Genomic DNA, 25,678 nt, shown 5'->3' with positions numbered 1-25,678 from the left:
ACCAAGGCTCCGATGATGGACGTTCGGAACTGGGCCTGTGCTCAGGTCGGACAGGATGGTCACGCCTTGCTCGGCAATTGGTGATGTATCTGATGCCATGCCTCGACCCGCCCATGGTGCTTAGGAGGACTGAGCATAGTCGAGGTTGGTGAAGGCGATTGCTGAAACAATTCTTTCAGAAGACCACTGCACACCGGGCGGTCCGCTCGATGCGCTGGTGCAGCCGTCTTCTGAAAATGACACCAGGACTTCCTGGAGGGGCAATTTTGCGTAAATAAATTACGTTAAATTTTCTACGTAAAGAAAACGTACCTATTATTCGGATTTATAGAGCCATGGTCACTACTACGCGTCCGCGAATGCGACCGGCGAGCAGATCATCGGCCGCCTCGATGGCGTCGTCGAGGGCGATGGAGCTGGTGATAGCATCGAGCTGCTCGGGAACCAGCAGCTCCCCCAGACGCCGCCAGGACTCGACGCTATCCGCGTAGGGGCGCATCACGCTGTCGATCCCCGCCAGGGTCACGCCGCGCAGGATAAAGGGCGCGACGCTGGCGGACAGGTCCATGCCCTGGGCCAGACCGCAGGCGGCCACCGTGCCACCGTAGCGGGTTGAGGCCAGGACGTTGGCCAGGGTGTGGCTGCCCACGGCGTCGATAGCTCCCGCCCAGCGCTCCTTGCCCAGCGGGCGTCCCGGCTCGGAGAGGGTAGCCCGGTCGATCACCTCCGCGGCGCCGAGCCCTTGGAGGTAGTCGGTCTCCTCTGGGCGGCCGGTGTAGGCCACCACCCGGTAGCCCAGCCGCGTGAGCAGCGCGATGGCGTAGCTGCCGACCCCTCCGTTGGCGCCGGTGACCAGCACATCACCCTGCTCCGGGGTGACGCCTTGCCTCTCTAACGCCATCACTGAGAGCATGGCGGTGTAGCCGGCGGTGCCGATGCCCTGGCTTGGCGTGGCGTGAAGGCCGCCGGCAGGGGAATCAGCCAGCGGCTCTCTAGACGGGCCTTCTCGGCCAGTCCGCCCCAGTGGCCCTCGCCCACTCCCCATCCGTTGAGCAGCACTGCATCGCCCGGCGCATAGGCCTCGCTCGCGGAGGCCTCCACCGTACTGGCTAGGTCGATGCCCGGCACCATGGGGAAGGCACGCACCACTGGCCCCTTGCCGGTGATGGCCAGGGCGTCCTTGTAGTTGAGGGTGCTGCAGTCGACCCGGACGGTGACGTCGCCCTCGGGCAGCTGCGACTCGTCAAGGGTCTCGAGCGTCGCCTGCTGCCGGTTGTCTTGCTTGTCGAACAGGATGGCTTTGAACATGTTGCACCTCGTGTCGTGGTGGGGTCTTTTATTGTAGTGGCATAGTGAATTTGGCCACCTAATTAGAGGTGCTAATATGCACCAAGACATCACTAGGTGGCAGCATGACAACATGACCAAAACGTAACTTTAGCCCTGAATTCCGTCTCGAAGCAGCACAGCTGGTCGTCGATCAACACTACACTGTTCGTGAAGCGGCTGAAGCCATAAATGTGGGGCATTCGAGCATGGATAAATGGGTTCGTCAGTTACGCCAAGAGCGTGATGACCAAAGCCCTAAAGCAACGCCCATGACACCCGATCAGCTCAAGATTCGCGAGCTTTAAAAGCGCATCCGTGACATTGAGATGGAAAAAGACATCCTAAAAAAAGGCTACCGCTCTCTTGATGTCGGACTTCCTGAACACTTCTCGCTAATCGAGAAACTCAAGACGAGCTACCCGGTAAAAAAACTGTGTGACGTGTTTGGCGTGCATCGCAGCAGCTTTAAATACTGGAGACAACGTTCAAAAAGGCCTGTGTGTGCCACGAAGACTAAGGAAATAGCCAAGGTCAGAGAGCTATTTCGCGAGAGCGAAGGCTCTGCAGGGGCGCGCAGCATTGCAGAGATGGCGACAAGGCAGAATGTACCGTTAAGTCGCTATCGCGCTGGCCGCCTGATGGAAAAACTTGGCCTGATTAGTTGCCAAATACCCGGTCATAGCTACAAGAAAACGGGCGAAGAACATGCTGAGGTACCGAACCACTTAGCGCGTCAGTTTAACGTTGAGGCGCCCAACCGCGTTTGGTGTGGCGATGTCACCTATATCTGGACTGGCAATCGCTGGGCTTATCTAGCCGTTGTTATGGACTTATTTGCTAGGAAAACGATTGGCTGGACGATGCCAAGAACACGCTCATGGGGTTAGTGGGTCTTGAAATCCGGCGTGGCAGCCTGAAACACGGCTGTACGGTAATAAAGCCAGCGGTAGTGGCTAAAAAGTGGTCGCGCAGAGAATACTCGGGCCATGTTGACTGCTTCACTTGCCCAGAGATGAATTGTTTAGTGCTTTACTAGAATTACACTTCTAATAAACCTATTCTTCAATCGTAGAAAATATGGTTGAAGCTCAAGCGCCGATCAGCGACTGCCTGAGAACCGCTTTGCCAGCCACCATCCTCCTATCATCGACAGTAGCATTGCCATGAGTGGCGTGGTCAGCCCAGCGAAAGAGGCGAATGCTGGTCCGGGGCAATAACCGGACAATCCCCAGCCAATTCCGAACAGGACCGCCCCACCCATCAGTCTTCCATCCAGATCACGCCGAGTGGGTAGTTGGAAGGCCTGAGCAAACAAGGGCTGTGAGCGGCGCAGCACGAGTCGATAACCGATGAACGTCGTGGTGACGGCACCGCCTAGTACAAACATCAAGGTCGGGTCCCAATCTCCAAACACATCAAGGAAATTCAGCACCCGGGTCGGGTCGGTCATGCCGCCGATCGCCAACCCTAACCCGAACAGCAACCCGGCGAGATAACCCATCAACGTTTTCATATGCCACCTCCGATGAGATGACGCATGACGAAGACGGTCAGCATGGCGCTTCCAAGAAAGGTTAAGGTGGCCGCCAACGATCGTGGTGAGAGTCGCGCCAGGCCGCTGACGCCGTGACCACTAGTACAGCCGCTGCCGACTTTTGTCCCGACGCCGACCAATAGACCTGCCAGCAGCATCAGCCCGATATCTCCCGCCGGCTGACCGATGACCTCATCCGGTGCACCGGAGACATTACCTAGCCCACCTCCCAGTAAAATAAGGATGAGTGGGCCGCTGAACAGACCCAGCAGGAAGGCCAGGCGCCAAGCCGAATCTCCTGCGGGTTGCTCCAGCAATAGTCCGGAGAGGATTCCGCTGACGCCGGAAATACGACCCAGCGTTGCCATCAGCCATACAGCTGCCAGGCCGATCAGCACACCGCCGATCAAACCGGAAAGACTTGCCCCTATGTCCACGTTGTGTCTCCTCTATGTCAGGTATTTGAAATATGTCGGACAAGCCGTGTCGAAGCATCGTCATTGTCGGGATCGCTCAGCTCTGCAGAAGAATGAACGTGCAAGGCATGTCAAGCATCGAACGTGTTCAGGAAGACATTACCGCTGAAATTGCGTAGGAATGCTGTCTTCAGCAGGCGGTTCATCTCTGGCCCCTTGACCTCGCAGAGGTGCAGTTGTAACCCCGCATCACTCAAACGCGGGTTGATCGACTCCAAACTATCCAGTGCCGAGGCATCGATCAAGTTGACGGCCTGGCAGCCACTGAGCGATGGGGAAATAGCGGCGCAAACTGGCCATGCCGGTCAGCGCTATTAGTTGTCATTGGCCTGGTTTTCGAGGCTCTCGCGAAGCGGCTCTAGGTCATAGCCGGCCGACTTGGCAGCACCGACGAGTTCCGAAATCGGACGATGCGAGACCTGTGAATAGGCCCAGAGATGAGCGACCCGTGTGCCGGTCCGGCAGAAACCGATCACGGGAGTCGGCGATAACTCCAGGGCATCGGCAAAGGCGGCAATGTCCTGCTGGGAATACTTGCCGGGCTTGACGGGAACTTCATGCCAGACCATACCCAGTGATTCTGCCTTAGCCTTGAGAGCATCGGGATCCGGCTGGTCATCACTTTCCCCACGCGGGCGATTGGAGATAATGGTGCGGAACCCTTGCTCGGCGAGTTGTTCAAGTTCGTCGAGGCGAGGTTGTGCTGTCACAAAAAGGCGATCATCTAGCGGTTTGATATCCATAGGTTACCTCCTTGGTCGCTTTAGGAGCGCGCCTCATCCCAGGCGGCTCCCGGTAGAGCATCGAGGGGAATCTTCAGGTAACGACGACCATTATCCTCTGGCTCTGGCAGGTCGCCGCCCCGGATATTGACTTGCAAAGCGTGCAAGATCAGTTTCGGCATGGGCAGCTTTGCGTCACGTTCGTTACGCAAAGCGATGAAGCTTTCCGCTGTCGGGCTGTCTTGGAGATGAATATTGGTTTCGCGCTGGGCACTCACTGTGCTTTCCCACTCTGGCTCACGATCGCCGGGCATGTAGTCGTGACCGGTAAAGAGCCGAGTGTCGTCCGGCAGTGTCAGGATGGCCTGAATGGAATCCCACAGCTTGTGAGCATTGCCACCGGGGAAATCGGCACGGGCCGTACCACCATCCGGCTGAAACAGCGTGTCGTGCACGAACGCCGCATCGCCGATGACGTAGGTGATCGACGCCTTGGTATGGCCGGGCGAAAACATAATCCGGCCTTCTATCTCGCCCACGTGGAAAGTATCGCCCTCTACAAAAAGGTGGTCCCACTGGCGGCCGTCATCCGGACAGTCGGGCCAGTTGTATATATCCTTCCATAGCGCTTGCACTTGTGTAACGTAAGCTCCTATGGCCTTTGGTGCCCCTGTCTTTTCCTTTAGATACTGTGCTGCCGAAAAATGGTCCGCGTGCGGATGGGTATCCAGAATCCATTCGACCTTCAGCCCTTGGCTGGCAACGTAGTCCAGCAATTCATTCGCATGGTGCGTTGCGATAGCGCCGGACTTTTCATCGAAATCTAGGACTGGGTCGATGATTGCGCAGCGCCGAGTCACAGGATCGCTAACAACGTACTGCACGCTAGAGGTCCGCATGTCGTAGAAGCCGACAACATCTGGCTTGCCTGGCGAGTGTCGAAACGTTTGCATGGCATCCTCGGTTGTTGGTAAAAACGTTACTAGGTTAGAACAAAAAAACATAATGTCTAGCATCAGCAACCAAACCGCACAAATCATTTATCGCGGCAGCCTTCAAGGAGAAACACCTACTCTGTTTCGCTGGATTGACCCATTTCAGGGCTTCGTGGACTATAATGATGCGATAGAAATCCTGATGAGGATGAAGTTTGCCGACCTGTGCTAGATCATGCAGGGCCAAGCTGACGATACTTGCAATGGCAAAAATCCCCATTGGTAAGGAGGCTTGTTATAGCTGATCATGGCCGTGTACGGCGGGCTTTGGGTGCGTGCGTAGCTACAAGGGAATGCTCGACAAATACTTTGCCATCCATGGCTTCACGGATCGCAGCCAACACGGCTGACACAATCAACCGCCAGTCTGGGTATGCGGCTCGACCAAACATGGCTGATTTCCTAAGCATTCCTACGCAGGTTTCCGTCGGCCCAACGAACTGGACCGGGAGGAGATATCGAGCATGCATTGAAGTAAACGTCGCAAAACTTAGATTGGCTGGGGTCTTCCTAGGAGAAACAGTGCTGACTTCTGCCAACTGTGACCATTAGATATCTAGGGTGATTTTTGTCCATTTACCCTTCTGCAGCGTGGAATTCGGGCTCAACGAGCTCGAGGAGTATGCGCTATAGGTGCTGTACAGGGACTGAAGTACTGACTTTGTAACAATCAGCCCACGAGGAAAGGGTAAGAAGATAGCTCGTGCAAATCGACAAAAAGCGAATCCAAGTCAGGATGAAATTCAAGGCGTGGCGTTATCGGCAGGAAAAGCTAAGCGAGGTGTGCTTAACGTAACCATTACTGTAAATGAGATAGAAAGGGAGAGAAACAATGATGGATGGAATGATGAACGGTGATGCAATGATGTGGGGGATGGGGCTGATAGGGCTTCTTGTCCTAATACTGCTTGTGCTCGGGATTGGGGCTCTCGTTAAGTATCTATTAAAAAAATAAGCGAGACCTTAAAAGCGGTGAGGATACTGAGGGCTCTCAGTGAGTACAACCATTTGCTTCCCAAGTTCACACAAGGGCAGATAGCCGGCATATACGAGTGCCATGTTATTCCAACTGAGGCGCGGGACATCCGCAGCCACTCATTGCCTGTTGCTAAAGAACAAGTACTATACGAGTGCGGCAACCCCAAGCACGAGGAGCAGGATTACAAGCAGACAGAGCAGGTCCATCCCACCACATCATCAATCCGCCGCAAGCCACCATTTCGCTCATCGTCTGCCAGCAGTGGTCATTGTGGTGTTTGCTGTCTCCGTAGGATTTTCGGGATTTGCGACGGGCGCGTTCCTATTGGGATAGGTAAAGCGATGGTTTATCCTACCCTGTTCGTCGTCATCGGTGATGTCGTGCATCCAGCGTGGTGATCCTCGGTTGGCATCTATCGCCTCTGGCGTGATCTTGGCTATTTCTTAGGCGCTATTATCGCAGGGGTGGTAGCGGATACACTGGGACTGGCTGCGGCGTTGTGAGTGGTGGTGGCTTTGACGTTCGCCTCGGGCCTATTCTCGACGCTGCGCATGAAGGAGGTACTCCAGATCACCGCACGGTCTCAGCGCAGCTGGATCCCTAACCAAGCTGGGAAGTGATTTACCGACCATCTCCTTGCCCATAGGCCCGGTCACGCCCGCGCCAAAAAGGAGAAAGACATGACGAGCATCACTCCTTCTTCTTGCCCGATGGGTCTTGGGCGCAATAGTCGTAGCAGTAGACATTGCCGGAAAGTTCAACACCTAGGACGGGAACGAGCGCGTTGTAGTGCCCCAGAGATGGAGGGCAACAAAGGGCACAAGCTGGCTTAGCGGGGGTGCTATAGGCTTACAACACAATGATATGAGTTTTATCCCTATCGAATGTGGAGGAAGTGCCATGGGTTTTTATAGTCGCCACATACTGCCGCATCTGATCAACCTGACGATGGGAGCGGGGATGCTTAAGAAATATCGTCAACGTACCGTGGCCAAAGCTCGGGGGAGTGTCTTAGAACTTGGATTTGGATCTGGAGTTAACCTACCTTATTACAACCCTGAGCTTATAGAGAAGTACTATGCAGTGGAGCCGGATGGTGGCCTTTTAAAGCTTGCGCAAAAGCGTATTAACAAAGCCCCTTTCAAGGTGGAAGTGCTGCAAATGGGCGCAGAGCAGATAATACTACCTGACGACAGCATAGACACGGTCCTGAGTACTTGGACACTCTGCACGATTCCAGACATAGAAGCGGCTCTAGCCCAGGCGCGAAGGGTGCTCAAGCCCGGGGGACAATTGATTTTTGTCGAGCATGGACTCGCGCCAGAAACCCGTGTTGCCAGCTGGCAGCAACGGCTGACTCCGTATTGGAAGCGTTGCGCCGGTGGCTGCCATCTGGATCGGCAGACAGAGGTGTTGCTTCTCAATGCCGGCTTTGTACTCCAGGATCTGGCTACAGGCTATCTCGGTCGTCCCAAGACCATGACGTTCATGTATGAAGGCGCGGCCAAGCCTCCCGCTGTCGGGTGAGTGAACTGGGTTCGCTGGCGGTAGATGGCGAACTCCGGGGCGCGAGATGTGAAAAAATCAATTACATGCTACACAGCTGCTGGTGTAGCCCAGCATGCATGGCGGAGCCAGCGGCCCAGTAACGTGATCGCCAGCATGTTATGTTTCTCCACCCCTGTCTCGGTACGGTCACCCTCGGCTCTATCTCGGAGTGACATTCTGGTTTTTATCTTGAGCCCAGGTAATGAGGTCTCGGGTTCAACAGTGGTTTACGAGGCTCAACAGGCCCAGTACCCGGCAAACTATCGGCATTATGGTGCTTTTCTTAATTGGCATTGCCCTAATCGCCAGTGTGGTCTTTCGCTAGGCCACTGCTTTTGCATCTGCCGTTCTGCATGTTAAGGACGGTAGGTCTATGCTATCGCTGGATCGGCGATGTGCGCGGCCTCGGCCTGCTGTGGGGGGGGTGAAACTGGTCATGGGCCCCGTAGTGCGAACGCCTTTCCCCGCCGCCTCTAATCTCTTCGCCAAGGTAACGGTGGTGGCCAAGGAGAAGGGTCTGTTGATCTACCTTCGGCGCACTCTGAACGGCCTGCTCGATGAACTGCTGACGCAGACCAGTCTCACCTGACGCTGGTCAAGAACGACGCAACGAGCCGGACATTGGCATCGGCAGGCGGATCCGCGCTAGTCGAGTCGCCCGCGTGATAGCTATCGTTCACGGAAAATTCGCTGTGCACCCTATTTACGAACCTGAGTGTCACCCTGCCCCCTATCTCCTCTTGAGACCTGCAATCCAGCAGGAATGAGAGGAGTAGGAACATGAGCGTAAAGTTTCAACAATGGGTCGCCACGGTGCGACGAAGGATGCAGGATGGCCAGCCTCTGCTGGGGCCGGACAGCCTGCAGGCACTGACAGACGATGTACGAAAACTCGGTCTTGGCGCTATGGGTGCCGGAGTTCTGGGTTTCTTCGCTCCTAGCGAGAAAATCACTCTTGGTGCATCAGTTGCCATGTTTTTCGTAGGTGCTATCATTTGGGTAACAGGTATTGCGTTTCTTGTAAGAATTGAGCGCAACAGTGCAGAAAAGGATTGAATTTATGAGCCCTTTTGGATGGTTAGTTACAGCTTTTGCAGTCTTTATGGCGGCCGTGTGTTTATTCACGTTCGTTCAAATTGAACGCAGCAAGCATCGTCACCATCAGGACGGCAGCAGCAGTTAGCTGAATCCTGGCGATTGTCATTCTCGCCAGGACAAGAGACATTGATCTCTCATTCAACAAGCTCTTCCTTTGCGAAGAGCTTTTTTATTTCCGTTATACGAAAAATGTCGGTGGTATTAACTAATCACACCCTTGGCAAGGTGAAAGGCCGCGGGCACCACTGCTAGGGAAATCCATGCGATAGGGTTGGTTACCAACCGATGCGCAGCATAACGGAATGGATGTGCTTCAATCAGGTCGCGCCTTTTCTCAGAAAACGTAGCCTTTAGCTTGGGCTTCGCTAGCTGCCCTCCCTGCTCTTCCAGCTTGAGCTGCTGATCAACTAGCCAGTCACTCGCATTCATCTCGCAGATAATCAATCGCCAGGCATGCTCTGCATCGTCAGTCGTCAGGTTTTCAGCAAGCATGTATTTCGAACGAGCGGTTATCTGCGATTCGGTTTCACTAGGGATGAATTCAATACCGAACTGCTCATAGAATCGATCACGCCTAACCTTGTTATTTCCATTGTGTGCGCCTAGCTTTTCATCTTGCCACGACAGCTCGATCTTCATTACCTCTACCAGCGGCCACTGCCTGGACCAGGTGACGATCTCTGCCATCAGGTAGGTGCCGACGCGAAACCCGCGTAGGCCGGTAAGAAGCATTTGAATATCTGTGGGACCTCTGCATTCACCGTGAGTGAGTCTGACCCGCTCCCTATCTGTTGAACTTGAAGGCGAATATGCAGCTGACCATTTGAGTTCATTTCCCTCAGGAGGCCGCTGGGTGTCGATTCGTTTAACTCGAAGCGCCCTGCCCAACGATGTGTTCTATGTGCTCGATCATCAAAGTCGCGTCTGGGGTCTCGCTGTTGGGTGTCTCTCGGTGGCGAACCTGGATAACACGCAAGTTCTCTCTGGGCGCTCCCTCTGTAGTGCTGTCTTGGGCTGTTGCTGGACCGACCATAGGTATCTCCTGAATTGATTGTTTCGCATGCGAAACAGGTAGGGGGCTACCAATACCATACTTTTCAACGTCAGCAAGGCCCCTATCTCTTCTTGAGACCTGCTTAGCAGGAATGTGAGAGAGAGAAGAGAGAGAATTCCAATGGAAACATTTGGCGAGCGTTTGGAAACTATCATCTACAGCCGTCGCGGCGGTAACTTCGGTGAATACTTAGGCGTTGAAGGTCTGAGCCGGAGGGTGCGAATAAGCGAGCAGGTGTTCAAAGTCCGCTCTTGTGTTGATGTGGATGCTGACTGGATGTGGGAGGTTACGCACGAAGCAAGCGGCCTGTCTGAGCGATCTAGTGAGCGCTGGGGGCTATGCTTTGCTGCTGATCGGCTGGCTCGCGTTGTTAGGCGTGAGGGCGCCTGGAAGTTGCCGATTGGGCCTGAGGTAACATCCATCTCAATGGCTGCTTTTTTGGCGTCACGCCCACAGGGGGCTTCTGCTCATGTTTGATGAAATTGACATGATCCATAGCTATTCCCGTGCGGATGCCATCGAAGATGGCAATTTGGTAGATGTCAGCGAACGTGCTGAGCACGCCGCCGGCAACATGATGGGTTTCAAGGTGCCTGTTGCCATGACTGCTGCAGCCTGGGAGGCATTGGTGGCGTGGCATGACGGTACAAACTCACTAGACGCGCTTTTGGAAGAAGAAAAGCGGCTAGATGATGTATTGCTTGTGGCCCTTGAGGCTGCTGCGAAGGAGCGCAACGAGAGATGTATCAACTTCATTGTTGACGTGATGGAGAAAGAGGCATCTGATTCAGTCGTTGTGCCCAAGCATGTCGTTATGATTATCGGCCCAGGGGATACCCCTGAGCCGGTTATAACGATCATGCTACCCGAGGAGGACTGACGCGATCGCGCAGTAACCAATCCTCATTCTGAGCCCCCAGTCAGCATTGTGCTGCCTGGGGGGGGGTTCTATGCTTAGCGCCTGGGGCATGCTTTGTTGGCTTTGGAGCAAACAACTCGGCAGCCTTAGTTAGCTACTAAAGGATAAAAATGACGACACAGGGACCTTTGCCGCCCGTCCCAGAAAGCATTTCAGCGTATTTTTTTATGCGCATGTGTACAGATGCATTTTGCGAGGATGGAAGCGAGTGGTATGACTTCCAATCATTGGACAACTTGCCGCCGTATAGCTGCAAATACGAGCTGGACATAGACAATCCAATTTCGTTTCGCCGACCTCCTGGCACAGACGGTTTCCATGTCATCAAGCTGCCATTGCGTTCGGCCCTCGAGACCTTGGAAGAGGAAGATTAGTATTCATTGAACCCGGCAAGATGGAACAAGGTGGTGCGAGACCTCTCGGAGGGCTGGTGTTACCACCCTTGGATGTCAGCATTGCCTGGCGGCCGCCCAGCGTTGCAGGATGGACGCCATCGCATTATAACCATGATGAAGCTGCTAGGGATGGCTTCGGCCCCTTTCATTGTCGAGCCAGAGCACGTTGCAGCTGTAAAATCATGGCCAGATTTTCAGCTCTAACAAGCCTGCCTGGCCATTCGATAGCTAATGGGTCAAGCGGCCCAGCCGCTATGTTTCGCATGCGTAACATTTTCTGTCAGTTTCACCCCTATCCCCTCCTGAGACCTGCAATACCGCAGGAATGAGAGAGGAGTAAGATTATGGGTACTTTATGCATACCAAAGCCGTCCGACCGTAAAGCCTACCTGGACAAGGAACACACCAACCAGGATGGATCTAACGAAGTGCTGAAGTCGAGTTTCGTGGGCTCTACCTACTACGCTGCGATTAGGGTCCAGCGGACGGGAGAGACCTCGGATCATGCGTCTATTGAGTACACGATAGCGGCGGTCGTGAAAACTAGCTGTTCGCAGGGAGAGTTTTGCTACTAGTCGATGGATGAAACCATGGGGCCAGCCTTGTCACAGTGCCCTGCATCGATTCTCAAACTGCTATCTCCGCTTGAGGAGCTGGAGCAGTTGGGGGTAGTAGAGGGAGTCGGACTGAAGTATGCCAGCGAATGGCGTGAGAGATGCCTAAAGCATGCTGAATCGAAAAAGCAGCGTGTGCGTCTGCAAAATGGCGATCGGATAAAACTACCGTACACAGTACGGTTCGTTGGAGGCCTGGAGTGCGACACATTCACCAAGGTGGACTTGCCGCGCAAACGCAATGTTTTCAGGCCAGATGGCTCGTCCAGCTTGGTAAGGCTTCAGGCCCGCCACCTGGATGATGCTGTAGTGCTCGCGTAGTATTTCAAGCCCTCTCTGCTGTTCTCAGCATGGGGCTTTTTCACGCTGGCGCCAGCCGCGCTATACCACCTGACACACAAGCCCCTATCACTTCCTGAGGCTTTGGCCGTGTTCGTGTTCACCTCATGAAGCCCCTTTGCTTCACCCTCCCCCCCCCCGATACTGAAACTCACCTTAGCCAAATGGAAGCCGTTATGACTGACTTAACGCATGAAGACCGCTTGTTTCTTCGAGAGCTACAGAAAAATATCGCTGCTAGTTTGGCCGGCTATTTTGATCAAGCGTTCGGCACTAATGTGCTGCCCGCAACCGGCGCCTCGATCACCATTGAGGGTGAGGTGAAGATGAACATGTACGATCACGCGCCAGGGCTCGCATTCTTTGAGAAGGAAACCTCACGTTCTGTGGCTGTACCTCCATACACTGAGTATTACAAACTGCGTGAGCTGGCTGAGGCTGGTTTTGCTGAGTTTTATCAGGCATCGAGTGAAGCCGAAGACGTATATGAAGGATTGTTCAGGCCTTTGAACATGCGTATCTGCAATAGTGATGGGGTTGTTATAGACCTTTACGAACGAGGGGGCTGGCTCGTGGACACAATACCTCCTAGCCAATGGGCCGAAACGGCAGTTCAGATTGAGGAGCTGAATCGAGAGGGTAGCTTTCAGTCAGGATGGGACAATTTTTCGACAGCCCAAAGGCTGCATCGGCAGGCCTCTCGGCTACAGCAGTTGCTTACCCTTTCTCGTCACAGGACGAAAAGAGCTGCCTGACACAGCCATAGCGACAGTACTATGAACCCTCTTTGTTTCGCGTGCGAAACACTTAGCTGGTCAGTTACTCCCCTACCTCATCTTGAGTCCTGCATTTACGCAGGAATGAGAGAGGAGTAAGGATCATGACGACACAGACAGACAAGACCACCTGCTGGATACCGAAGTGCCACCTTCCTGCACTGCGCGAAATGGTAGAACGGCTCGATCGCAAGGCAAAGAAACTTGGCATGGCGCCCTTCGAGATCAACGTGCTGGAAGAGGCTGTAAAGCCCTGGGCTCGTGAGAAGTTGGATCTTGAAGATCGACTGTCGCACTTTAAGCTGGAGCAGATCGTTGCCGTGAAAGTCGCAGTCAGTGGCGAACCTCCGAAGCTGGACGGGTATCGCTTGCTGGCGCGAATCGACATGGCAGCGAACCAGGCAGCACGGGGCACTCCCTTGGAGTGGGCATATAGCCGATTGCCCGAGCCATACAGATCGGGCGACGCCACGGGCGACTGCAGCCACTGCAACAAACGGCGTGAGCGGCGTTATCTCTTTCTGATGGAAGAGATGGCAATTGGCGTTGTCCTAGAGGTCGGAAAGACATGCCTCAAGGACTATCTTGGCCACCAAGGCGCTGAGTCGATGATGGCCCGTGCTCAACTATTGGTCTCTGTTATCAATATGATGGAAGAGATCGATGAGGTGGGCATATGCGGCGGTCGCCCTCCAGAGGCTGTTGTCGAGCTGCGATGGCTGGTTGCCGCGGCAGTAAGGCAGATTCGGGAGCGAGGCTTCGTGTCTCGTGCTCGAGCAGAAGAAACTGGCGACCTGGCCACAGCAGAAATTGTGGGTGAGATGGCTCGTTCAGTCCCGATGGTCAGCAAGCGAATGAAGGCGTGTGTCTCTGAGGACGTGGCGTAGGCTGATGCGGTAATAGCTTGGGCACGGCAAGTGATCCCTCTGCAGACTGAGCATAACGATTTCGAGACGATGATTGTTCATCATGCTCGTTTCGACTTGGTTAAGCTTAAACGCGGAGTCGGCGTTATGACGGCGGCTGTCACTGCCTACGATCGACATGAGGAGTCAGCTGTTAACACCGAGTCAATGATGGCTCTCGGCTATGCTGGAGATCCTGGCGATCAGTTGGAGATGGAAGTTGTGCGTAAGCGGTCCTTTTCATCAGATACGCGATGGGAGCTGATGTGGAAGCACATATTCTGCGACCTCGAAGGTCGGTACATTGTCTGGAAAACAGGTAAGGCCCTTGAGGGGAGTAAGGTTGTACTGAAGGGGCGAGTCAAGGAACACGGCGAGTACCGCGGGATTTCCCAGACTGTCGTGACACGCTGCTCAATTAGACCTACATGATTCACTAGCCCCTGAACCTTTCGGTCAGGGGCTTTTTTTATGGTTCTTCGCCGATCAGCGAGAAAGAGAAGGAGGACGTCAATCACAGAGATTGCCTTAAGCCGCTCTGATGCGAAGAGGTAAAAGATGAACCACACCGCAGTAATAGGTATTCGGCTAAGAGGTCTCAGAAAGAATTTCTATGATGGGACATTTGGGAACTTCCTCTCCGCTGCATTGGGCCGACATTTCTTTTAAGGCGCGTTGCATGCGATGCAGGTCATTTATCTTGCGCTGGATATCGTCGGTATGCCTGAGTGCAAGCTCCTGTACCTGAGCGCAGGTGTAATGCCCGCCATCAACCAGTCGTAGAAGGTCCTGCACCTCTTCGAGCGTAAATCCCAGTTCGCGCGCTCGGCGGATAAACGTCAGCCGTGTGAGGTGGCGCTCTTCATAGCTACGAAAGCCGTTCTCGCTTCGGGTCGGATTCGGCATAAGCCCAATGCGCTCGTAGTACCGAACCGTCTCGATGTTGCAACCGGCTCGTCTGGCTAGCTCCCCTCGGCGTAATGGCATGGCCTACTTTCCTCTTGATCCTGTAGTAGCTACAGGGGCTACAGTAGCTATGAATACCCAAATTGCAAGAGAATCACTATGCAAGACAGTAAAGACCAGACGCTTGATCGAAGCGAGCAAACCACGACGAGCCGATCAGGGCGCAAAGGCCTACTGGCAAGCGGTAGTGTCATTGGCGCGATACTCGCCTCCGCCTGCTGCATTCTGCCGGTGGTATTTCTCTCACTGGGCATCGGCGGGGCCTGGATGAGCAATCTCACGGCGCTTGCGCCCTACCAGCCGCTCTTTCTCGCCTTCACCCTGGCAATGCTCGGTATCGGTTTTTATAAGGTTTATCGCAAGCCCAAGAGCGCCTGCCGGGCCAACGCTTGTGATGTGGATGGCTATTGCGGCACGCCGCTTGCCGAGCGAGTGATCAAGATAGCGTTGTGGGGTGCGACGGCACTCGTCGTTTTGGTGCTTGCCTGGCCGTATATCGCCCCGCTGTTCCTTGGCTAATACACCTTCAAATTTTCCTGGAGTCTTTCTTATATGAAATTTAGCACCTTGATCGGTACGCTTTTTTTGTCCGCGGCAAGTGCCGGGACGGCCTTCGCCGCTCAACAGACCGTCACCCTGGCTGTTGACAATATGACCTGTTCGACCTGTCCCTACACCGTCAAGAAAGCGCTCAATCAAGTGCTCGGTGTGGAGAACGCCACGGTTTCCTACGAGGAAAAAAGCGCCACCGTGACCTTCGAAGATGCCGAGGCGAGCGTGGCGGACTTGACCGCCGCTACGACCAATGCGGGCTATCCGTCGCGCCTGGCCTCCGAGAAAACTAAACAAGCCCAGTAACCACCTAGCCCACGTTCATCGAGGGCTGCGGGAGTTGTGCGAAAGGATTACCGAGGAATTTTTATGCAAACCACGATTACAGTTACCGGCATGACCTGCACGAGTTGCGCCGACTCGACTCAGGCGGCGCTCAATGCACTGCCCGGGGTCGAGGCTGAGGTCTCTTATGACCAGGGCCGCGCGGTAATAATGCGCCCGGGCGAGGTGGGTACCGAGCGTCTGCTTGAGACGATCCGTGCCAAGGGCTACGGCGCCGATCTGACGCAGGCCACAGAGCGAGCCAGCAGTGACCGAGGCAGCGAACAGGGTCTACATATTGCCGTGATCGGCAGTGGCGGGTCTGCCATGGCAGCGGCGTTGAAAAGTGTCGAGCGGGGTGCCCGTGTCACCCTGATCGAACAAGGTACCATAGGGGGTACCTGCGTCAACATCGGCTGCGTGCCCTCTAAGATCATGATCCGTGCCGCGCATATTGCCCATCATCGCCGCGAAAGCCCGTTCGATGACGGCATCACGGCAACGGCACCAACCATTGATCGTGGCCGTTTACTGGCCCAGCAGCAGAGCCGTGTGGAAGAGTTACGTCACGGTAAATACGAAAGCATCCTAGAAGGCAACCCGGCCATTACGGTTATCCGCGGCAGGGCCCGCTTCCGTGATGCCCAGACCCTGATTGTTGACAAGAACGATGGCAGCGAGCGCGAGGTCGCTTTCGATCGTGTCTTCATCGGGACCGGCGCGCGCCCCGCCATTCCACCGGTATCGGGGCTGGCTGACACGCCCTATTGGACCTCGACCGACGCCCTGGCCAGCGACACCCTTCCCGAGCGTTTGGCGGTGATCGGGGCATCGGTGGTCGCGGTGGAGTTGGCCCAGGCCTTCGCGCGGCTGGGCAGCAAAGTGACGATCCTGGCGCGTAGCCGCCTGTTCTCCCGCGAGGACCCGGCCATTGGCGAGGCCCTGGAAGCCGCTTTCCAGGCCGAGGGCATTGATGTATTACGAGGCGTCCAGATCAGCCAGGTGGTGCATACCGACGATGAGTTCGTGCTCACGACGGACACGGGGGGCATCAAGGCCGACAAGCTGCTGGTCGCGACGGGCCGCACGCCTAATATCGAAACGCTGAACCTTGACGCCATCGGCGTAGAGACTGCCCGCGGAGCGATTCTGGTCGATGATTCTCTGCGTACCACCGTACCCACTATCTATGCCGCTGGGGATTGCACCGACCAGCCGCAGTTCGTCTATGTCGCCGCTGCGGGCGGCAGCCGCGCCGCCACCAATATGACGGGGGGCGAGGCGCGCCTGGACTTGAGTGCCATGCCGGCGGTGGTCTTCACCGACCCGCAGATCGCAACCGTCGGTTTGTCCGAAGCCGAGGCCGAGGCTCAAGGATTCGCTACCGACAGCCGGACCCTGACCCTGGATAACGTGCCCCGTGCGCTGGTCAACTTTGAGACCGGCGGCTTCATCAAGATCGTCGCCGAACGCGACAGCGGGCGCCTGCTCGGGGTCCAGGCCGTGGCCGGCGAAGCCGGCGAGCTCATTCAGACGGCGGTCATGGCCCTGCGTGCCGGGATGACGGTACAAGACATCGCTGATGAGCTTTTTCCTTACTTGACTATGGTCGAGGGGCTCAAGCTCTGTGCCCAGACCTTTACCAAGGACGTCAAACAACTGTCCTGCTGCGCGGGGTGACAAGCCTTGATGTGACGTTGGCGACCCTTGTTCGAGAAATGGCCGATCATGTCGCCGCCCACTGGCACGAACCCGATCAAGGGATCTAGGAAATGCGTGGGGAACCGCGTCATCACGTCTACAAATACCATAGCCTGGGTGGCACTCGACCGCACACTGCGCCTGCTGGGTCCTCAGCCCGCCTGGGAACTGGCATGAGATGGCATATTCCAGGCCATCGTGACTCAGGGGATCAAGCTCAGTGGCGGCTACCTCACGCAGGCCTTCGGTCATGACGATCTCGATGCCGCGCTTTTGTTGATCCCATTGATGGGCATTCCTATCGACAAGGCCGTACTTGAACTGACGGCCGCAGCAGTGGAAGAGCACCTATGTCATGGCGATGTCGTACACCGCTACCTGGCTTCGGATGGGCTTTCCGGCAGCGAAGATGCGTTTCTGATCTGTAGTTTCTGGCTGGTCGATATACTTCTAATGCTTGGTCGAGCCGAGGAGGCTCGCGCCCTGTTCGAGCGGTTACTGGCCAACGCCAACGATGCGGGGCTCTATGCCGAGGAGAGCGATCCGACGACGGGCCTGTTCCTTGGCAACTTCCCGCAGGCTTTTACCCATCTTGCGCTGATCAACCGTGCCCTGCATATACAGCTCTACGAATAAGGTAGCGTGACGGCACCCATGCGGATTGCGTCCGGCGTACTGCTTCAAGCCTGTCCTCGGTCGCAACCAATGCGCCTTGGCGGCGCTGCCTCGGTCAAGTAGGCCGGGGTTCGTGACACAGTTCTGGAACTGCACCCGACCTCCTGGCCAGGCAAGTGAGGCGAGCCAGACAAAGTCTGCCCCTGCCCACAAGGCTACCGAGTCGACCTTGGGCAGGCTGACTTCTTCAGTTACCAGACATAAACAACAACCACCTTGCCCCTGTAATAACTACAGGTCTACGTTGAAGTCAGCAAGGTCAGGATTTTCAGATTCGCCACCGAGTGAGGAGGGCCTATCCCTGCCAGCTCGCTCCCATGAATACCTGCCGGATGGCCGTTGATTTATCGGAGCAAGAGGCTCTCCAATGTCAATGAAAGGAGGCAACGACGATGTCTGAAGTGGAAATAGGCCGCCCCGAAGGCCGCACGTCCTACAGTGACTACGCCGAACGCTACTATGCTCAAGCGGGGGCGGGAAGAAACAGCCTCTCCGCAAGCGAGTACGTGGCCGTCGTCGAGGGCTTTCGGCGTGAAGTCGTTTGCATGGGGCAGTGCAACTTGTACCTCGCCGCGACGAAAGACTCGCAAATCAAGGAGGCGATCAAGACCTACCTTGAGGATGTATGCAACCCCAACATCCATGAGATGAAGAAGATTCTGGAAGTTGGCGGTTACGTCCTGCCGGCGCCGCTTGAAGAAATCATGAGCCCGGACAAGGTCTCCGACCAGGATACCGGTGTCGCCAATGGTCGGATGATAGTCATTGCCCAGTGGTTCGCGGCGCGCGCGTTCATGACGCTCTGGCACAACTACGCCAGCATGAGCCAGCGCACGGATATCCGGGACGCCTTCATTCGAAACTATCACCGGGCCTTCCGCTGGCAAGTCACGTTCCATGAAATCGCGGTAGAGAAGAAGCTAATGGCCCCCTTGCCCACCGTGGAGCCGAAGGGCATGCCGCTTATCTCCGAATAAGTGGCACGGTTTAGAGATGAACAACGCATTTCCAGGGAATCGCTGTCCGGCCTTGATAGAACGAAGCCTAGGCAGTGATGACTTCACCGCAGCGACTAACTGTCTACAAGGTCGTCGCTAAGCGAAGGAGGAATACTCATGGCAGCATCCTACGATCTCGTCGCCATCGGTACCGGCACCGCCGCTAAAATAGTGGTCATGCGTGCCCAAGCCGCCAACTGGCGTGTTGCGATCATCGACTCCCGCCCCTTTGGTGGCACTTGTGCCCTACGCGGCTGCGACCCCAAGAAGATGATGATTCAAGGCGCCAAGGCGCTGGACCATGCGCACCGCATGCAAGGCAAGGGCGTGGAGGGGGAGGTCCGCATCGACTGGGCGGAGCTGATGCGCTTCAAGCGAGGTTTTACCGATCCTGTGCCTGAAAAACATCAGGCCATGTTCAGCGACAAGGGCATCGATACCTACCATGGCCAGGCGCGTTTTACCGGTCCGAAAAGCCTTGAGGTCAATGGTCAGACGCTTGAAGCACGACATATTCTGATCGCCACGGGAGCCGAGCCGGTAGCGCTGGACATTCCAGGCGAAGAACACCTCGTCGACAACGAGCGGTTTCTTGAGTTGGATGCGTTGCCACCACGGATTGCCCTGGTCGGCGGGGGCTATATTGCCGCAGAGTTTTCTCACCTGGCTGCCCGGGCTGGAGCTCAAGTCACCGTCCTGCAGCACGGCGAGCGGATGCTCAAGCCCTTCGATCCGGACCTGGTCGATTGGCTCATGGAATCCTTCCGTGATCAGGGCATTGATGTGCGAACCCAGACCAACGTGGACGCCATCGAAAAGACGGCCTCCGGCTATCGTGTTCGCACCTCCTCGAATGGCGAGACCGGCACGGTTGAAGCAGACCTAGTCGTGCACGCGGCCGGAAGAAAGCCAGCCCTCAAGGCCCTCAACCTGGAAGCGGCCGGTATCGAGACCGAGAAGGGGCGGTTATCGCTAAATGAGCATCTGCAAAGTACCTCGAACCCCGCCGTTTATGCCGCAGGCGATGCCGCCCAGGTGGGGCCGCCCCTGACCCCCGTGTCGAGTCACGATGCCAAGGTGGTGGCCGCCAACCTGATCGATGGCAAACGTAGCACACCGAATTATAAAGGGGTGCCGAGTGTCGCTTTCACCATTCCGCCTATCGCCTCCGCCGGTCTCGACGAAGCACAGGCCCGTGAGCAAGGGCTGAAATTCCGCGTCTCGAGACAACACACACCCAACTGGTTTACCGCCCGTCAGGCCGCCGAGCCGGTCTATGGCTTCAAGATATTGATCGAAGAAGAGACAGATAAGGTACTGGGCGCTCATCTCGTCGGCCCCAACGTGGATGAAGTCATCAACGTATTCGCGCTGGCCATCCGTCATGGGCTCACCACCACGGACCTCAAGACGACAATGTTTGCCTACCCAACGGGGGCCTCAGACATAGGCTCGATGCTCTAGGACAGCCTGATAGCAGCAACTTGAGATGGCTAGACCTCATGCCTACGCATTGAGATCTTTATTTGGCAACTGAGGATAAGAGTTCCAAACCATTTCCAGGTTTCACTGCGGGCTAGCATCAGTAAACGAGAATGACGGCGGCAGAAAGGTTTAAGGTTGTATTCGCCAAAACACGACCCCACCAGACCACCGCCGTCGCTATGGATGCTATTTGTTTACCCTGTTCTGGGAGGTCTTCGAGTGGGATAGCCACGAACCACTCGGCGCCAATGGCCTGCTGATCAGGCTCAAACCCACCTTACTGCAGCCGCTGTGGCCAATCCTCCTGGTTCATTCACGATGTCAGCCATCGCCGCGTGCGTGAGCGCGACCTGTTCCAATATCGTGTGTGGTTGGATTTCCCGGTGCGTCGCGTGCGCTGCTCGGCCTGTGGCCCCCGACGAGAGCGTATTGTCTGGCTGGCCGGACGTCAGCCGCTGACCTGCGCCATGGTGAGCTGGGTCGAAACCTTGTCTCGGCTCTTACCCCTCAAACACGTGGCCGAGCTGGTGGGGCTTCACTGGCACACGGTCAAGACTATTGATCATAGGCGCCTGAGTCATGAGACAGCCCAGACAGACCTGACCCGGGTGCGGCGTCAGTTTGTCCTGAAGGGGAACCGCTATGCCATGGTGGCTATTTGCGCCGACACACAGCAAGTCCTGTGGGTCGGCGAGGGGCGTTCATGCGCATGCGCTGCCTTCGAATGGCTGGACAGGGACACCTGTCAGCAAAAAGAAGCGGTCGCCATAGGCATGAATACGGCAATGGACCTGGAAGCCAAGCAACACAGCCCAAAAGCCAGGGTCGTTTACGACCTGTTCCATGTGGTCGCCAAGTTCGGTCGCGAGGTGATCGACCGGATGCGGGTCGATCAAGTCAATCGGCTACGCGAGGACCATGCTGGCCGGCGTGTGATCAAGCGCAGTCGCTGGTTGCTCCTGCGCAACCGCACCAACCTGGCCCCTGAGCAGGCCGTCAAGCTGGATGTATTGCTAGCCGCCAAAGAGCCGCTGACCACGGTCTACCTGCTTAAGAGCTAACTCAAGGAGCTATGGTACGCACCTAGTGAAGCCGAGGCCCGCCGACGCTGTAAAGCGTAGTTTGGAATGGCCATCGACAGTGGGCTCAAGTCGCTGGTTGCTTTCGCCAAGCGCCTACGTCCCTACCTAAAAGGTATCGTTGCCAGTGCCCTTTATCGACTCAACACCAGCGTCCTGGAAGGAATGAACAATCGCATCAAAGTCATCAAGCGAATGGCTTACGGCTACCGGGACACGGCGTATTTCTTTCTGAAGATCAAAGTCGCATTTCCCGGCAAAATGCGATGAACCTTTTTATGCTGGCGCTTGCCCTTTCTTAACCCCGTAAAAAACACCTCTACAGCCTAGGGATGTTCTGCATGCGAAACATTTTACAGGCGCTCTAGCTGTCCACTTATGGCAGTCCCCGCCCTATCTCCTTTTGAGACCTGCATCGCAGGAATGAGAGGAGAGAGCGACATGAATATTGAGCTGATTGTTAATCAAGAAGATGCCATAGCTTTTGGTCGTGAGTTCTGCGGGCTGCAATTAGATGACCTCCGTGCTGATCAGGTGGCGTTTGCCATCGACTCAGCGCAAGGCTCACGTTTCATTCTGCCTCGTGAGGTCGGTCGCCGCTGGCGCCAGCCAACGCCACGTCAAATGGCTGACTTGGGAACGGATGTGAATGTGGCCTTTGAGGTCTTCTCGCTTGGTGAGCTGGAGGGGTTCGCTTTCTCTGTCGAGGATGGAACTGTCATTCAGGTGCGTCGCCCTGATCGCGAATTGCATCGGGAAAGCACTTTACAGGCCATTGAGAGCGCCGAAGATACATTCATTGTGAGCTTCACCAAGAGAGCTTTTGGTAATTTCCTTCTTAACTTGGCGCACTGGAGTTATCTCCAGCCCAAGGCAAGAATCGTTCGTCACCTCCCGAGGTGACCACTTCAAAGCCTCCTCGACTCATCTGAGTCAGGAGGCTTTTTCATGCGTTAGGAAAATAAACCGCCCGGGTTCGCTCCTTAGTGTCAGTAGCGCCCCTATCCCCCAACGAGACCCATTACGTTGGGAATGTGAGAGAGAGGAGATTTGAACATGTGGGGACAGACTCTACAGATTGGTCACATTGGCGAACCAGAAGTTCGGACCAACGGCAATGGCAAAACTTACGTTCGGTTCGGTATCAACATGGCCAAGAAAGCGGGTGATGATCCGATGTGGCTTAACTGCATCCTTGGTGGTCGCTTCGCCGAGGTTATGAAGGATCGCTTGAAGCGCGGTCAGTTGGTCTTTGTCGAGGGCGAATTGTCCTTCCGTAAGGCTGATAACGGCACTGTGTATACCAACCTTATGGTGGACACTTGCCGCATCCTCCGTGATCCGCGTAGCGCTGGTGCTGCAGGTGATGGAGACGAAGGAGGGGAATTTCCCTTTTGATGTTCTATTCACAGCCCCTGGTTTATTCCTGGGGCTTTTTCATGCGTAGACGATAGGCAGGCACATGAGCGAGACAGACCAAAAAACCAGATCCCGATCTCAGCACCCCTTGGCTAGGGTATTGCCTTTGGCAGGTGGTGTGCTGGGTGCGATGGCGTTCGCTATAACCGTCATTCCCTTAGACCTCCCATGGGCCTCGTCAAACGCTGAATCACCAGCCGTGGTGACATTCGATACGGCCAAATACGTTAATGCTCGCCGTGCAGCAGCCAGTGAGTTGCTAGGGGACGGTGAGGCAAGAGATTCAGCCGTATCCACATTGGCTCGTGTCGACAATGGCGTTCGCCCAGCGATCGTTGATGCAGCAGATGGCGCTTTGGTCATCGTCCGTCAAGCAGCCGTCTTGGACGGCACTATTCCTGACATCACTGACACCGTACTGGCTGGTTTAGGCCTGCCAACAGATGCCCCCACGATCGAGACAAGTCTTGATCGTCATGGAGACACCACTTACAGCGCATCGAACCTTTATGAGGAGGCTCGAGAGCTGGTCAGTCGTGCTAACCAGCAAGCGCGTGAGCGTGCCGATTCGCAGCGCGAGGCGGGAATTGAAGAGCTGCTGCCATAAACAGCAGATGATTAGAACCTGATGTGGCCATGCCCTGCATGGCGAAGACTACGCCAGCACCACTGGCGCTTAACTTTGCTCAAGGAGCTTATTGATGAAACACCTTACCCTGATCGCCTCCGCTGTTGCAGTCGCCTCCGCACTTTTCGCGGGAACTACCGTCGCCAATGACGACAATGCCGGCTCCAGCTTAGAGCTTCCCAAGGCCGTGTCCGATTTGGGCATCCCTGGAGCCAAGGTCGACAAAACATTCGATACCGGCCTGGATGGCATCAATGGCTGGGTTATTAGTGTCGAGAACGACACTAATGTGATCTATACCACTGAGGATGGTAATCATGCCTTTATCGGGATGATTCTGGGCGAAGGTGGCGAAAACTTGACGCAGGCTCACATGGAGCAGCACATGGAGAATAGCCCGCTGGCCAGCATGCCGAAGCGAGCTGCCTCTCAGGACAATGGGTTTACAGATGAGGATGAGGCCGCAGCACTTGCGCAAGTTGAGGAAAATGCCTTCTACGTTGAAGAGGGGAGCGGCGACAAGGTTCTGTATGTCGTCTTTGATACGCAATGTGGTTACTGCCAGAAAATGTATCAAGAGTCCCGGGCGGTTCTGGATGAAGTGACCATCCGTTGGATTCCGGTAGGCTTCATGGGCGAGGGCTCGCTCCACCAGGCTGCGCAAATAGTCGACGCCGAGAACCCAACCGAAGTGCTGGCCACATTTGAGAGAGACGGCAATGTGTCTGGCTCCCCGAGCACCGAAGCTATGAACATCGTGAGTGAGAACAGCAACCTGATCCAGCAGCTGGGTATCCGGTCTACACCGAATACGCTCTACAAGGATGAGAACGGTGAAGCTCATATCATGCGTGGTGCTCTTCGTGCGGCTGAAATCCGTAACCTATAACCTTACTGCACCTTGAAGAAATGCGCCCTGGCTCCCTCTCGGGCAGTCCGGGCGCTCAGCTAGAGGGCACCCATGTCTCTACAAGACCAACGCACTGTTAGTATTATGCGGCGTGCAATCGAAGGAATGTTTCCGCAGTTCGCCGTGAACCGTCTATTTGCACGTCAGTCACTCAAGGTAGGCCGTGGTACACGGGAGAAGACCCTTTACCCCTTTCGCTGGCTGCACCGTCCCCTGACGCTTGAGCAGGCGCGCTGGGTCGCGAGTAGGTCAGTTGACTATTGGTTCCGGTGGTTCATCGCGTTTGGTGCGTCTCTTTATCTCTCTGTGAAATTGGGACCTCCTTACGGAGCATTCCTCCACTTAGGTTTTACGCTACTTGCTGCATGGACATTAATAGGTGTGGCCGTGGCTGTCGGGCAGGTTAGAAAGACTCCGAGGATAGATGCATGACGCAAGGCAACAAAAGCTGGCTCGCCTCTTTGGAGCGCGTAATGTCCGGCCTGCGTAATCAGTCGACGGATGCTGGCCAAGCTGATCCAAGTGACCCTGCTATCACGAAGATGACAATTAGCTTAGCACTGGATCTCCTGAACGAAGAGCAATCTCACGAGCGTTTCAAGCCTAAAGATCGTGTCTCATGGAAATGGGGCATGAAGAACAAGAGCGTGCCGCTGGCCAGGCAAACTGCTGTAGCGTTACAAGTCCGTCAAGAGCCATTCAACGATAGCACCCTGGCACCTTCATCCACGTACTACGAAGAGCCTTTAGATGTGCTTGTAGGTGTGTATACCCACGAGGGTGTTTTTAGAGAGCTATGGGTCGATGGGCGGCGCCTATGCTTGCTAACAGATCATCGCATAAACAGCCCGAACGGTGGCACTCAGTGGGGACAAAGTGAAGGATGATTGATACCAAGGTCATTGCAGATGCCCCTCTGAAGTTCGATGAATTGTTGACCACCGTGGCCAAGGAACAGCTTGGCCTGGATGGGAGCTACACAGTGTATGCGGTCGAGACGGATCAGATTGATGAGATCAATCTCAAGATGATTGAAGGCCTGGAAGACATCCATCTACATTGTTTCCCTGTAAGGCTCCCCCCTGGCTTGGCGAGAGTTAGCCTCGCCCCGCGGGATGGAGATCACTGGCGGATGGAAGAGGCGGTTCATGGGGTCGTGGATTATGGCCATACAGCTCGGGAGACTATAAGCGCCAGCTATAGTAGCAATGGGCAACGGTTGTACATCCCTTCGTCAAGTGGCAAACACTGAATGTTT

30 protein-coding genes and 2 pseudogenes are annotated in these 25,678 nt (G+C 55.4%); 22 read left to right on the top strand and 10 right to left on the bottom strand.

All coding sequences use genetic code 11. The features are described from left to right. Positions 1–325 precede the first annotated feature (325 nt). Positions 326–913 (bottom strand): zinc-binding dehydrogenase, encoded by a 588-nt coding sequence (locus ACFFLD_RS14370; protein WP_306420925.1) that lies wholly within the window; start codon positions 911–913, stop codon positions 326–328. Beyond that, positions 901–1,308, bottom strand: a complete 408-nt coding sequence (locus ACFFLD_RS14365; protein WP_306420926.1) for an alcohol dehydrogenase catalytic domain-containing protein — start codon at positions 1,306–1,308, stop codon at positions 901–903. Before ACFFLD_RS14365 ends, ACFFLD_RS14370 begins: the two co-directional genes overlap by 13 nt. A gap of 161 nt (positions 1,309–1,469) precedes the next feature. Here ACFFLD_RS14365 and ACFFLD_RS14360 point away from each other — a divergent pair. Beyond that, a pseudogene (locus tag ACFFLD_RS14360) lies at positions 1,470–2,192 on the top strand (IS3 family transposase); the annotation flags it as partial. 236 nt (positions 2,193–2,428) lie between these two features. On the opposite strand, the gene ACFFLD_RS14355 reads toward ACFFLD_RS14360, so the two are convergent. The 6 genes from ACFFLD_RS14355 to ACFFLD_RS14330 all read right to left on the bottom strand — a co-directional run bounded on the left by ACFFLD_RS14355 (position 2,429) and on the right by ACFFLD_RS14330 (position 5,448). Further along, positions 2,429–2,842, bottom strand: a complete 414-nt coding sequence (locus ACFFLD_RS14355) for a DUF6691 family protein (protein WP_240719815.1) — start codon at positions 2,840–2,842, stop codon at positions 2,429–2,431. Continuing rightward, on the bottom strand, positions 2,839–3,300 hold the full coding sequence (locus ACFFLD_RS14350) for a YeeE/YedE family protein (protein ID WP_240719817.1): 462 nt from the start codon (positions 3,298–3,300) through the stop codon (positions 2,839–2,841). The genes ACFFLD_RS14355 and ACFFLD_RS14350 overlap by 4 nt, the downstream gene beginning before the upstream one ends. A 110-nt stretch (positions 3,301–3,410) precedes the next feature. Beyond that, positions 3,411–3,584 (bottom strand): hypothetical protein, encoded by a 174-nt coding sequence (locus ACFFLD_RS14345; protein ID WP_306420927.1) that lies wholly within the window; start codon positions 3,582–3,584, stop codon positions 3,411–3,413. A 69-nt stretch (positions 3,585–3,653) separates the two neighbouring features. Next, positions 3,654–4,082, bottom strand: a complete 429-nt coding sequence (locus ACFFLD_RS14340; protein ID WP_240719819.1) for a TIGR01244 family sulfur transferase — start codon at positions 4,080–4,082, stop codon at positions 3,654–3,656. A 20-nt stretch (positions 4,083–4,102) separates the two neighbouring features. Further along, positions 4,103–5,014, bottom strand: coding sequence for an MBL fold metallo-hydrolase (locus tag ACFFLD_RS14335; RefSeq protein ID WP_240719821.1), 912 nt, complete (start codon positions 5,012–5,014; stop codon positions 4,103–4,105). Between the two features lie 287 nt (positions 5,015–5,301). Next, entirely contained in the window at positions 5,302–5,448 is a 147-nt protein-coding gene (locus ACFFLD_RS14330) for a hypothetical protein (RefSeq protein WP_240719823.1), read from the bottom strand. A gap of 1,487 nt (positions 5,449–6,935) precedes the next feature. On the opposite strand from ACFFLD_RS14330, the gene ACFFLD_RS14325 reads away from it, so the two are divergent. The 3 genes from ACFFLD_RS14325 to ACFFLD_RS14315 all read left to right on the top strand — a co-directional run bounded on the left by ACFFLD_RS14325 (position 6,936) and on the right by ACFFLD_RS14315 (position 8,639). Next, positions 6,936–7,562, top strand: coding sequence for a class I SAM-dependent methyltransferase (locus ACFFLD_RS14325; protein ID WP_240719825.1), 627 nt, complete (start codon positions 6,936–6,938; stop codon positions 7,560–7,562). A gap of 457 nt (positions 7,563–8,019) precedes the next feature. Next, positions 8,020–8,172, top strand: coding sequence for a hypothetical protein (locus ACFFLD_RS14320; RefSeq protein WP_157826462.1), 153 nt, complete (start codon positions 8,020–8,022; stop codon positions 8,170–8,172). A gap of 191 nt (positions 8,173–8,363) precedes the next feature. Beyond that, positions 8,364–8,639, top strand: a complete 276-nt coding sequence (locus ACFFLD_RS14315; RefSeq protein ID WP_035557873.1) for a hypothetical protein — start codon at positions 8,364–8,366, stop codon at positions 8,637–8,639. A gap of 243 nt (positions 8,640–8,882) precedes the next feature. Here the strand turns inward: ACFFLD_RS14315 and ACFFLD_RS14310 are convergent, their stop codons facing one another. Continuing rightward, positions 8,883–9,413, bottom strand: a complete 531-nt coding sequence (locus ACFFLD_RS14310; RefSeq protein WP_240719828.1) for a hypothetical protein — start codon at positions 9,411–9,413, stop codon at positions 8,883–8,885. A 442-nt stretch (positions 9,414–9,855) separates the two neighbouring features. Here ACFFLD_RS14310 and ACFFLD_RS14305 point away from each other — a divergent pair, with 442 nt between their 5' ends. The 5 genes from ACFFLD_RS14305 to ACFFLD_RS14285 all read left to right on the top strand — a co-directional run bounded on the left by ACFFLD_RS14305 (position 9,856) and on the right by ACFFLD_RS14285 (position 13,665). Beyond that, positions 9,856–10,212: a hypothetical protein gene (locus ACFFLD_RS14305; RefSeq protein ID WP_240719829.1), complete on the top strand. Its 357-nt coding sequence runs from the start codon at positions 9,856–9,858 to the stop codon at positions 10,210–10,212. Continuing rightward, a complete protein-coding gene (locus ACFFLD_RS14300; protein WP_386036916.1) occupies positions 10,205–10,615 on the top strand; it encodes a DUF6573 family protein in 411 nt (136 codons plus the stop codon). The genes ACFFLD_RS14305 and ACFFLD_RS14300 overlap by 8 nt, the downstream gene beginning before the upstream one ends. A 1,024-nt stretch (positions 10,616–11,639) precedes the next feature. Then, positions 11,640–11,984, top strand: a complete 345-nt coding sequence (locus ACFFLD_RS14295) for a DUF6927 domain-containing protein (RefSeq protein ID WP_386036913.1) — start codon at positions 11,640–11,642, stop codon at positions 11,982–11,984. Positions 11,985–12,178: 194 nt separating this feature from the next. Beyond that, positions 12,179–12,757 (top strand): hypothetical protein, encoded by a 579-nt coding sequence (locus tag ACFFLD_RS14290; RefSeq protein ID WP_240719833.1) that lies wholly within the window; start codon positions 12,179–12,181, stop codon positions 12,755–12,757. A 125-nt stretch (positions 12,758–12,882) separates the two neighbouring features. Then, on the top strand, positions 12,883–13,665 hold the full coding sequence (locus ACFFLD_RS14285) for a hypothetical protein (protein WP_240719835.1): 783 nt from the start codon (positions 12,883–12,885) through the stop codon (positions 13,663–13,665). 606 nt (positions 13,666–14,271) lie between these two features. On the opposite strand, the gene ACFFLD_RS14280 is transcribed toward ACFFLD_RS14285, so the two are convergent. Next, the gene (locus ACFFLD_RS14280) at positions 14,272–14,670 is read right to left on the bottom strand and encodes a MerR family transcriptional regulator (protein ID WP_386036909.1); all 399 of its coding nucleotides are present in this window, start codon (positions 14,668–14,670) and stop codon (positions 14,272–14,274) included. A 78-nt stretch (positions 14,671–14,748) separates the two neighbouring features. Here ACFFLD_RS14280 and ACFFLD_RS14275 point away from each other — a divergent pair, with 78 nt between their 5' ends. The 13 genes and pseudogenes from ACFFLD_RS14275 (at position 14,749) to ACFFLD_RS14215 (ending at position 25,672) form a co-directional block, all read left to right on the top strand. Further along, a complete protein-coding gene (locus ACFFLD_RS14275; RefSeq protein WP_035557893.1) occupies positions 14,749–15,168 on the top strand; it encodes a mercuric transporter MerT family protein in 420 nt (139 codons plus the stop codon). 33 nt (positions 15,169–15,201) lie between these two features. After that, on the top strand, positions 15,202–15,507 hold the full coding sequence (gene merP, locus ACFFLD_RS14270; protein WP_035557896.1) for a mercury resistance system periplasmic binding protein MerP: 306 nt from the start codon (positions 15,202–15,204) through the stop codon (positions 15,505–15,507). 63 nt (positions 15,508–15,570) lie between these two features. Next, the gene (gene merA, locus ACFFLD_RS14265) at positions 15,571–17,205 is read left to right on the top strand and encodes a mercury(II) reductase (RefSeq protein ID WP_240719839.1); all 1,635 of its coding nucleotides are present in this window, start codon (positions 15,571–15,573) and stop codon (positions 17,203–17,205) included. A gap of 219 nt (positions 17,206–17,424) precedes the next feature. Further along, positions 17,425–17,862, top strand: a complete 438-nt coding sequence (locus ACFFLD_RS14260) for a glycoside hydrolase family 15 protein (protein ID WP_240719841.1) — start codon at positions 17,425–17,427, stop codon at positions 17,860–17,862. Positions 17,863–18,293: 431 nt separating this feature from the next. Further along, the gene (locus ACFFLD_RS14255; protein WP_386036903.1) at positions 18,294–18,878 is read left to right on the top strand and encodes a DUF3231 family protein; all 585 of its coding nucleotides are present in this window, start codon (positions 18,294–18,296) and stop codon (positions 18,876–18,878) included. A gap of 138 nt (positions 18,879–19,016) precedes the next feature. Next, the gene (locus ACFFLD_RS14250) at positions 19,017–20,363 is read left to right on the top strand and encodes a dihydrolipoyl dehydrogenase family protein (protein ID WP_240719845.1); all 1,347 of its coding nucleotides are present in this window, start codon (positions 19,017–19,019) and stop codon (positions 20,361–20,363) included. 332 nt (positions 20,364–20,695) lie between these two features. Then, positions 20,696–21,733 (top strand): annotated as a pseudogene (locus ACFFLD_RS14245) (ISL3 family transposase). 171 nt (positions 21,734–21,904) lie between these two features. Continuing rightward, entirely contained in the window at positions 21,905–22,366 is a 462-nt protein-coding gene (locus tag ACFFLD_RS14240; RefSeq protein ID WP_240719847.1) for a hypothetical protein, read from the top strand. Between the two features lie 153 nt (positions 22,367–22,519). Continuing rightward, positions 22,520–22,861 carry a single-stranded DNA-binding protein gene (locus tag ACFFLD_RS14235; RefSeq protein WP_386036899.1) on the top strand — a complete coding sequence of 114 codons (342 nt, stop codon included), beginning with the start codon at positions 22,520–22,522 and terminating at the stop codon, positions 22,859–22,861. A 64-nt stretch (positions 22,862–22,925) separates the two neighbouring features. After that, on the top strand, positions 22,926–23,489 hold the full coding sequence (locus ACFFLD_RS14230; protein WP_240719851.1) for a hypothetical protein: 564 nt from the start codon (positions 22,926–22,928) through the stop codon (positions 23,487–23,489). Positions 23,490–23,583: 94 nt separating this feature from the next. After that, entirely contained in the window at positions 23,584–24,399 is an 816-nt protein-coding gene (locus tag ACFFLD_RS14225; RefSeq protein ID WP_240719853.1) for a DsbC family protein, read from the top strand. A 449-nt stretch (positions 24,400–24,848) separates the two neighbouring features. Further along, positions 24,849–25,307: a hypothetical protein gene (locus ACFFLD_RS14220; protein WP_240719855.1), complete on the top strand. Its 459-nt coding sequence runs from the start codon at positions 24,849–24,851 to the stop codon at positions 25,305–25,307. After that, on the top strand, positions 25,304–25,672 hold the full coding sequence (locus ACFFLD_RS14215; protein WP_240719857.1) for a hypothetical protein: 369 nt from the start codon (positions 25,304–25,306) through the stop codon (positions 25,670–25,672). Before ACFFLD_RS14220 ends, ACFFLD_RS14215 begins: the two co-directional genes overlap by 4 nt. The last annotated feature ends 6 nt before the right edge of the window (positions 25,673–25,678 follow it).

It is taken from the genome of Vreelandella sulfidaeris, from assembly GCF_042429665.1.
Classification (GTDB): Bacteria; Pseudomonadota; Gammaproteobacteria; order Pseudomonadales; family Halomonadaceae; genus Vreelandella.
This window is presented reverse-complemented; position numbering and strand designations above follow the sequence as displayed.

Excerpts from the sequence above, each read along its gene's own strand:
- ACFFLD_RS14370 (WP_306420925.1), bottom strand. The coding sequence starts at position 913 with ATGCTCTCAGTGATGGCGTTAGAGAGGCAAGGCGTCACCCCGGAGCAG.
- ACFFLD_RS14365 (WP_306420926.1), bottom strand. The coding sequence starts at position 1,308 with ATGTTCAAAGCCATCCTGTTCGACAAGCAAGACAACCGGCAGCAGGCG.
- ACFFLD_RS14355 (WP_240719815.1), bottom strand. The coding sequence starts at position 2,842 with ATGAAAACGTTGATGGGTTATCTCGCCGGGTTGCTGTTCGGGTTAGGG.
- ACFFLD_RS14340 (WP_240719819.1), bottom strand. The coding sequence starts at position 4,082 with ATGGATATCAAACCGCTAGATGATCGCCTTTTTGTGACAGCACAACCT.
- ACFFLD_RS14335 (WP_240719821.1), bottom strand. The coding sequence starts at position 5,014 with ATGCAAACGTTTCGACACTCGCCAGGCAAGCCAGATGTTGTCGGCTTC.
- ACFFLD_RS14330 (WP_240719823.1), bottom strand. The coding sequence starts at position 5,448 with ATGTTTGGTCGAGCCGCATACCCAGACTGGCGGTTGATTGTGTCAGCC.
- ACFFLD_RS14325 (WP_240719825.1), top strand. The coding sequence starts at position 6,936 with ATGGGTTTTTATAGTCGCCACATACTGCCGCATCTGATCAACCTGACG.
- ACFFLD_RS14320 (WP_157826462.1), top strand. The coding sequence starts at position 8,020 with ATGGGCCCCGTAGTGCGAACGCCTTTCCCCGCCGCCTCTAATCTCTTC.
- ACFFLD_RS14315 (WP_035557873.1), top strand. The coding sequence starts at position 8,364 with ATGAGCGTAAAGTTTCAACAATGGGTCGCCACGGTGCGACGAAGGATG.
- ACFFLD_RS14310 (WP_240719828.1), bottom strand. The coding sequence starts at position 9,413 with ATGCTTCTTACCGGCCTACGCGGGTTTCGCGTCGGCACCTACCTGATG.
- ACFFLD_RS14305 (WP_240719829.1), top strand. The coding sequence starts at position 9,856 with ATGGAAACATTTGGCGAGCGTTTGGAAACTATCATCTACAGCCGTCGC.
- ACFFLD_RS14300 (WP_386036916.1), top strand. The coding sequence starts at position 10,205 with ATGTTTGATGAAATTGACATGATCCATAGCTATTCCCGTGCGGATGCC.
- ACFFLD_RS14295 (WP_386036913.1), top strand. The coding sequence starts at position 11,640 with ATGGGGCCAGCCTTGTCACAGTGCCCTGCATCGATTCTCAAACTGCTA.
- ACFFLD_RS14290 (WP_240719833.1), top strand. The coding sequence starts at position 12,179 with ATGACTGACTTAACGCATGAAGACCGCTTGTTTCTTCGAGAGCTACAG.
- ACFFLD_RS14285 (WP_240719835.1), top strand. The coding sequence starts at position 12,883 with ATGACGACACAGACAGACAAGACCACCTGCTGGATACCGAAGTGCCAC.
- ACFFLD_RS14280 (WP_386036909.1), bottom strand. The coding sequence starts at position 14,670 with ATGCCATTACGCCGAGGGGAGCTAGCCAGACGAGCCGGTTGCAACATC.
- ACFFLD_RS14275 (WP_035557893.1), top strand. The coding sequence starts at position 14,749 with ATGCAAGACAGTAAAGACCAGACGCTTGATCGAAGCGAGCAAACCACG.
- merP (WP_035557896.1), top strand. The coding sequence starts at position 15,202 with ATGAAATTTAGCACCTTGATCGGTACGCTTTTTTTGTCCGCGGCAAGT.
- merA (WP_240719839.1), top strand. The coding sequence starts at position 15,571 with ATGCAAACCACGATTACAGTTACCGGCATGACCTGCACGAGTTGCGCC.
- ACFFLD_RS14255 (WP_386036903.1), top strand. The coding sequence starts at position 18,294 with ATGTCTGAAGTGGAAATAGGCCGCCCCGAAGGCCGCACGTCCTACAGT.
- ACFFLD_RS14250 (WP_240719845.1), top strand. The coding sequence starts at position 19,017 with ATGGCAGCATCCTACGATCTCGTCGCCATCGGTACCGGCACCGCCGCT.
- ACFFLD_RS14240 (WP_240719847.1), top strand. The coding sequence starts at position 21,905 with ATGAATATTGAGCTGATTGTTAATCAAGAAGATGCCATAGCTTTTGGT.
- ACFFLD_RS14235 (WP_386036899.1), top strand. The coding sequence starts at position 22,520 with ATGTGGGGACAGACTCTACAGATTGGTCACATTGGCGAACCAGAAGTT.
- ACFFLD_RS14230 (WP_240719851.1), top strand. The coding sequence starts at position 22,926 with ATGAGCGAGACAGACCAAAAAACCAGATCCCGATCTCAGCACCCCTTG.
- ACFFLD_RS14225 (WP_240719853.1), top strand. The coding sequence starts at position 23,584 with ATGAAACACCTTACCCTGATCGCCTCCGCTGTTGCAGTCGCCTCCGCA.
- ACFFLD_RS14220 (WP_240719855.1), top strand. The coding sequence starts at position 24,849 with ATGACGCAAGGCAACAAAAGCTGGCTCGCCTCTTTGGAGCGCGTAATG.
- ACFFLD_RS14215 (WP_240719857.1), top strand. The coding sequence starts at position 25,304 with ATGATTGATACCAAGGTCATTGCAGATGCCCCTCTGAAGTTCGATGAA.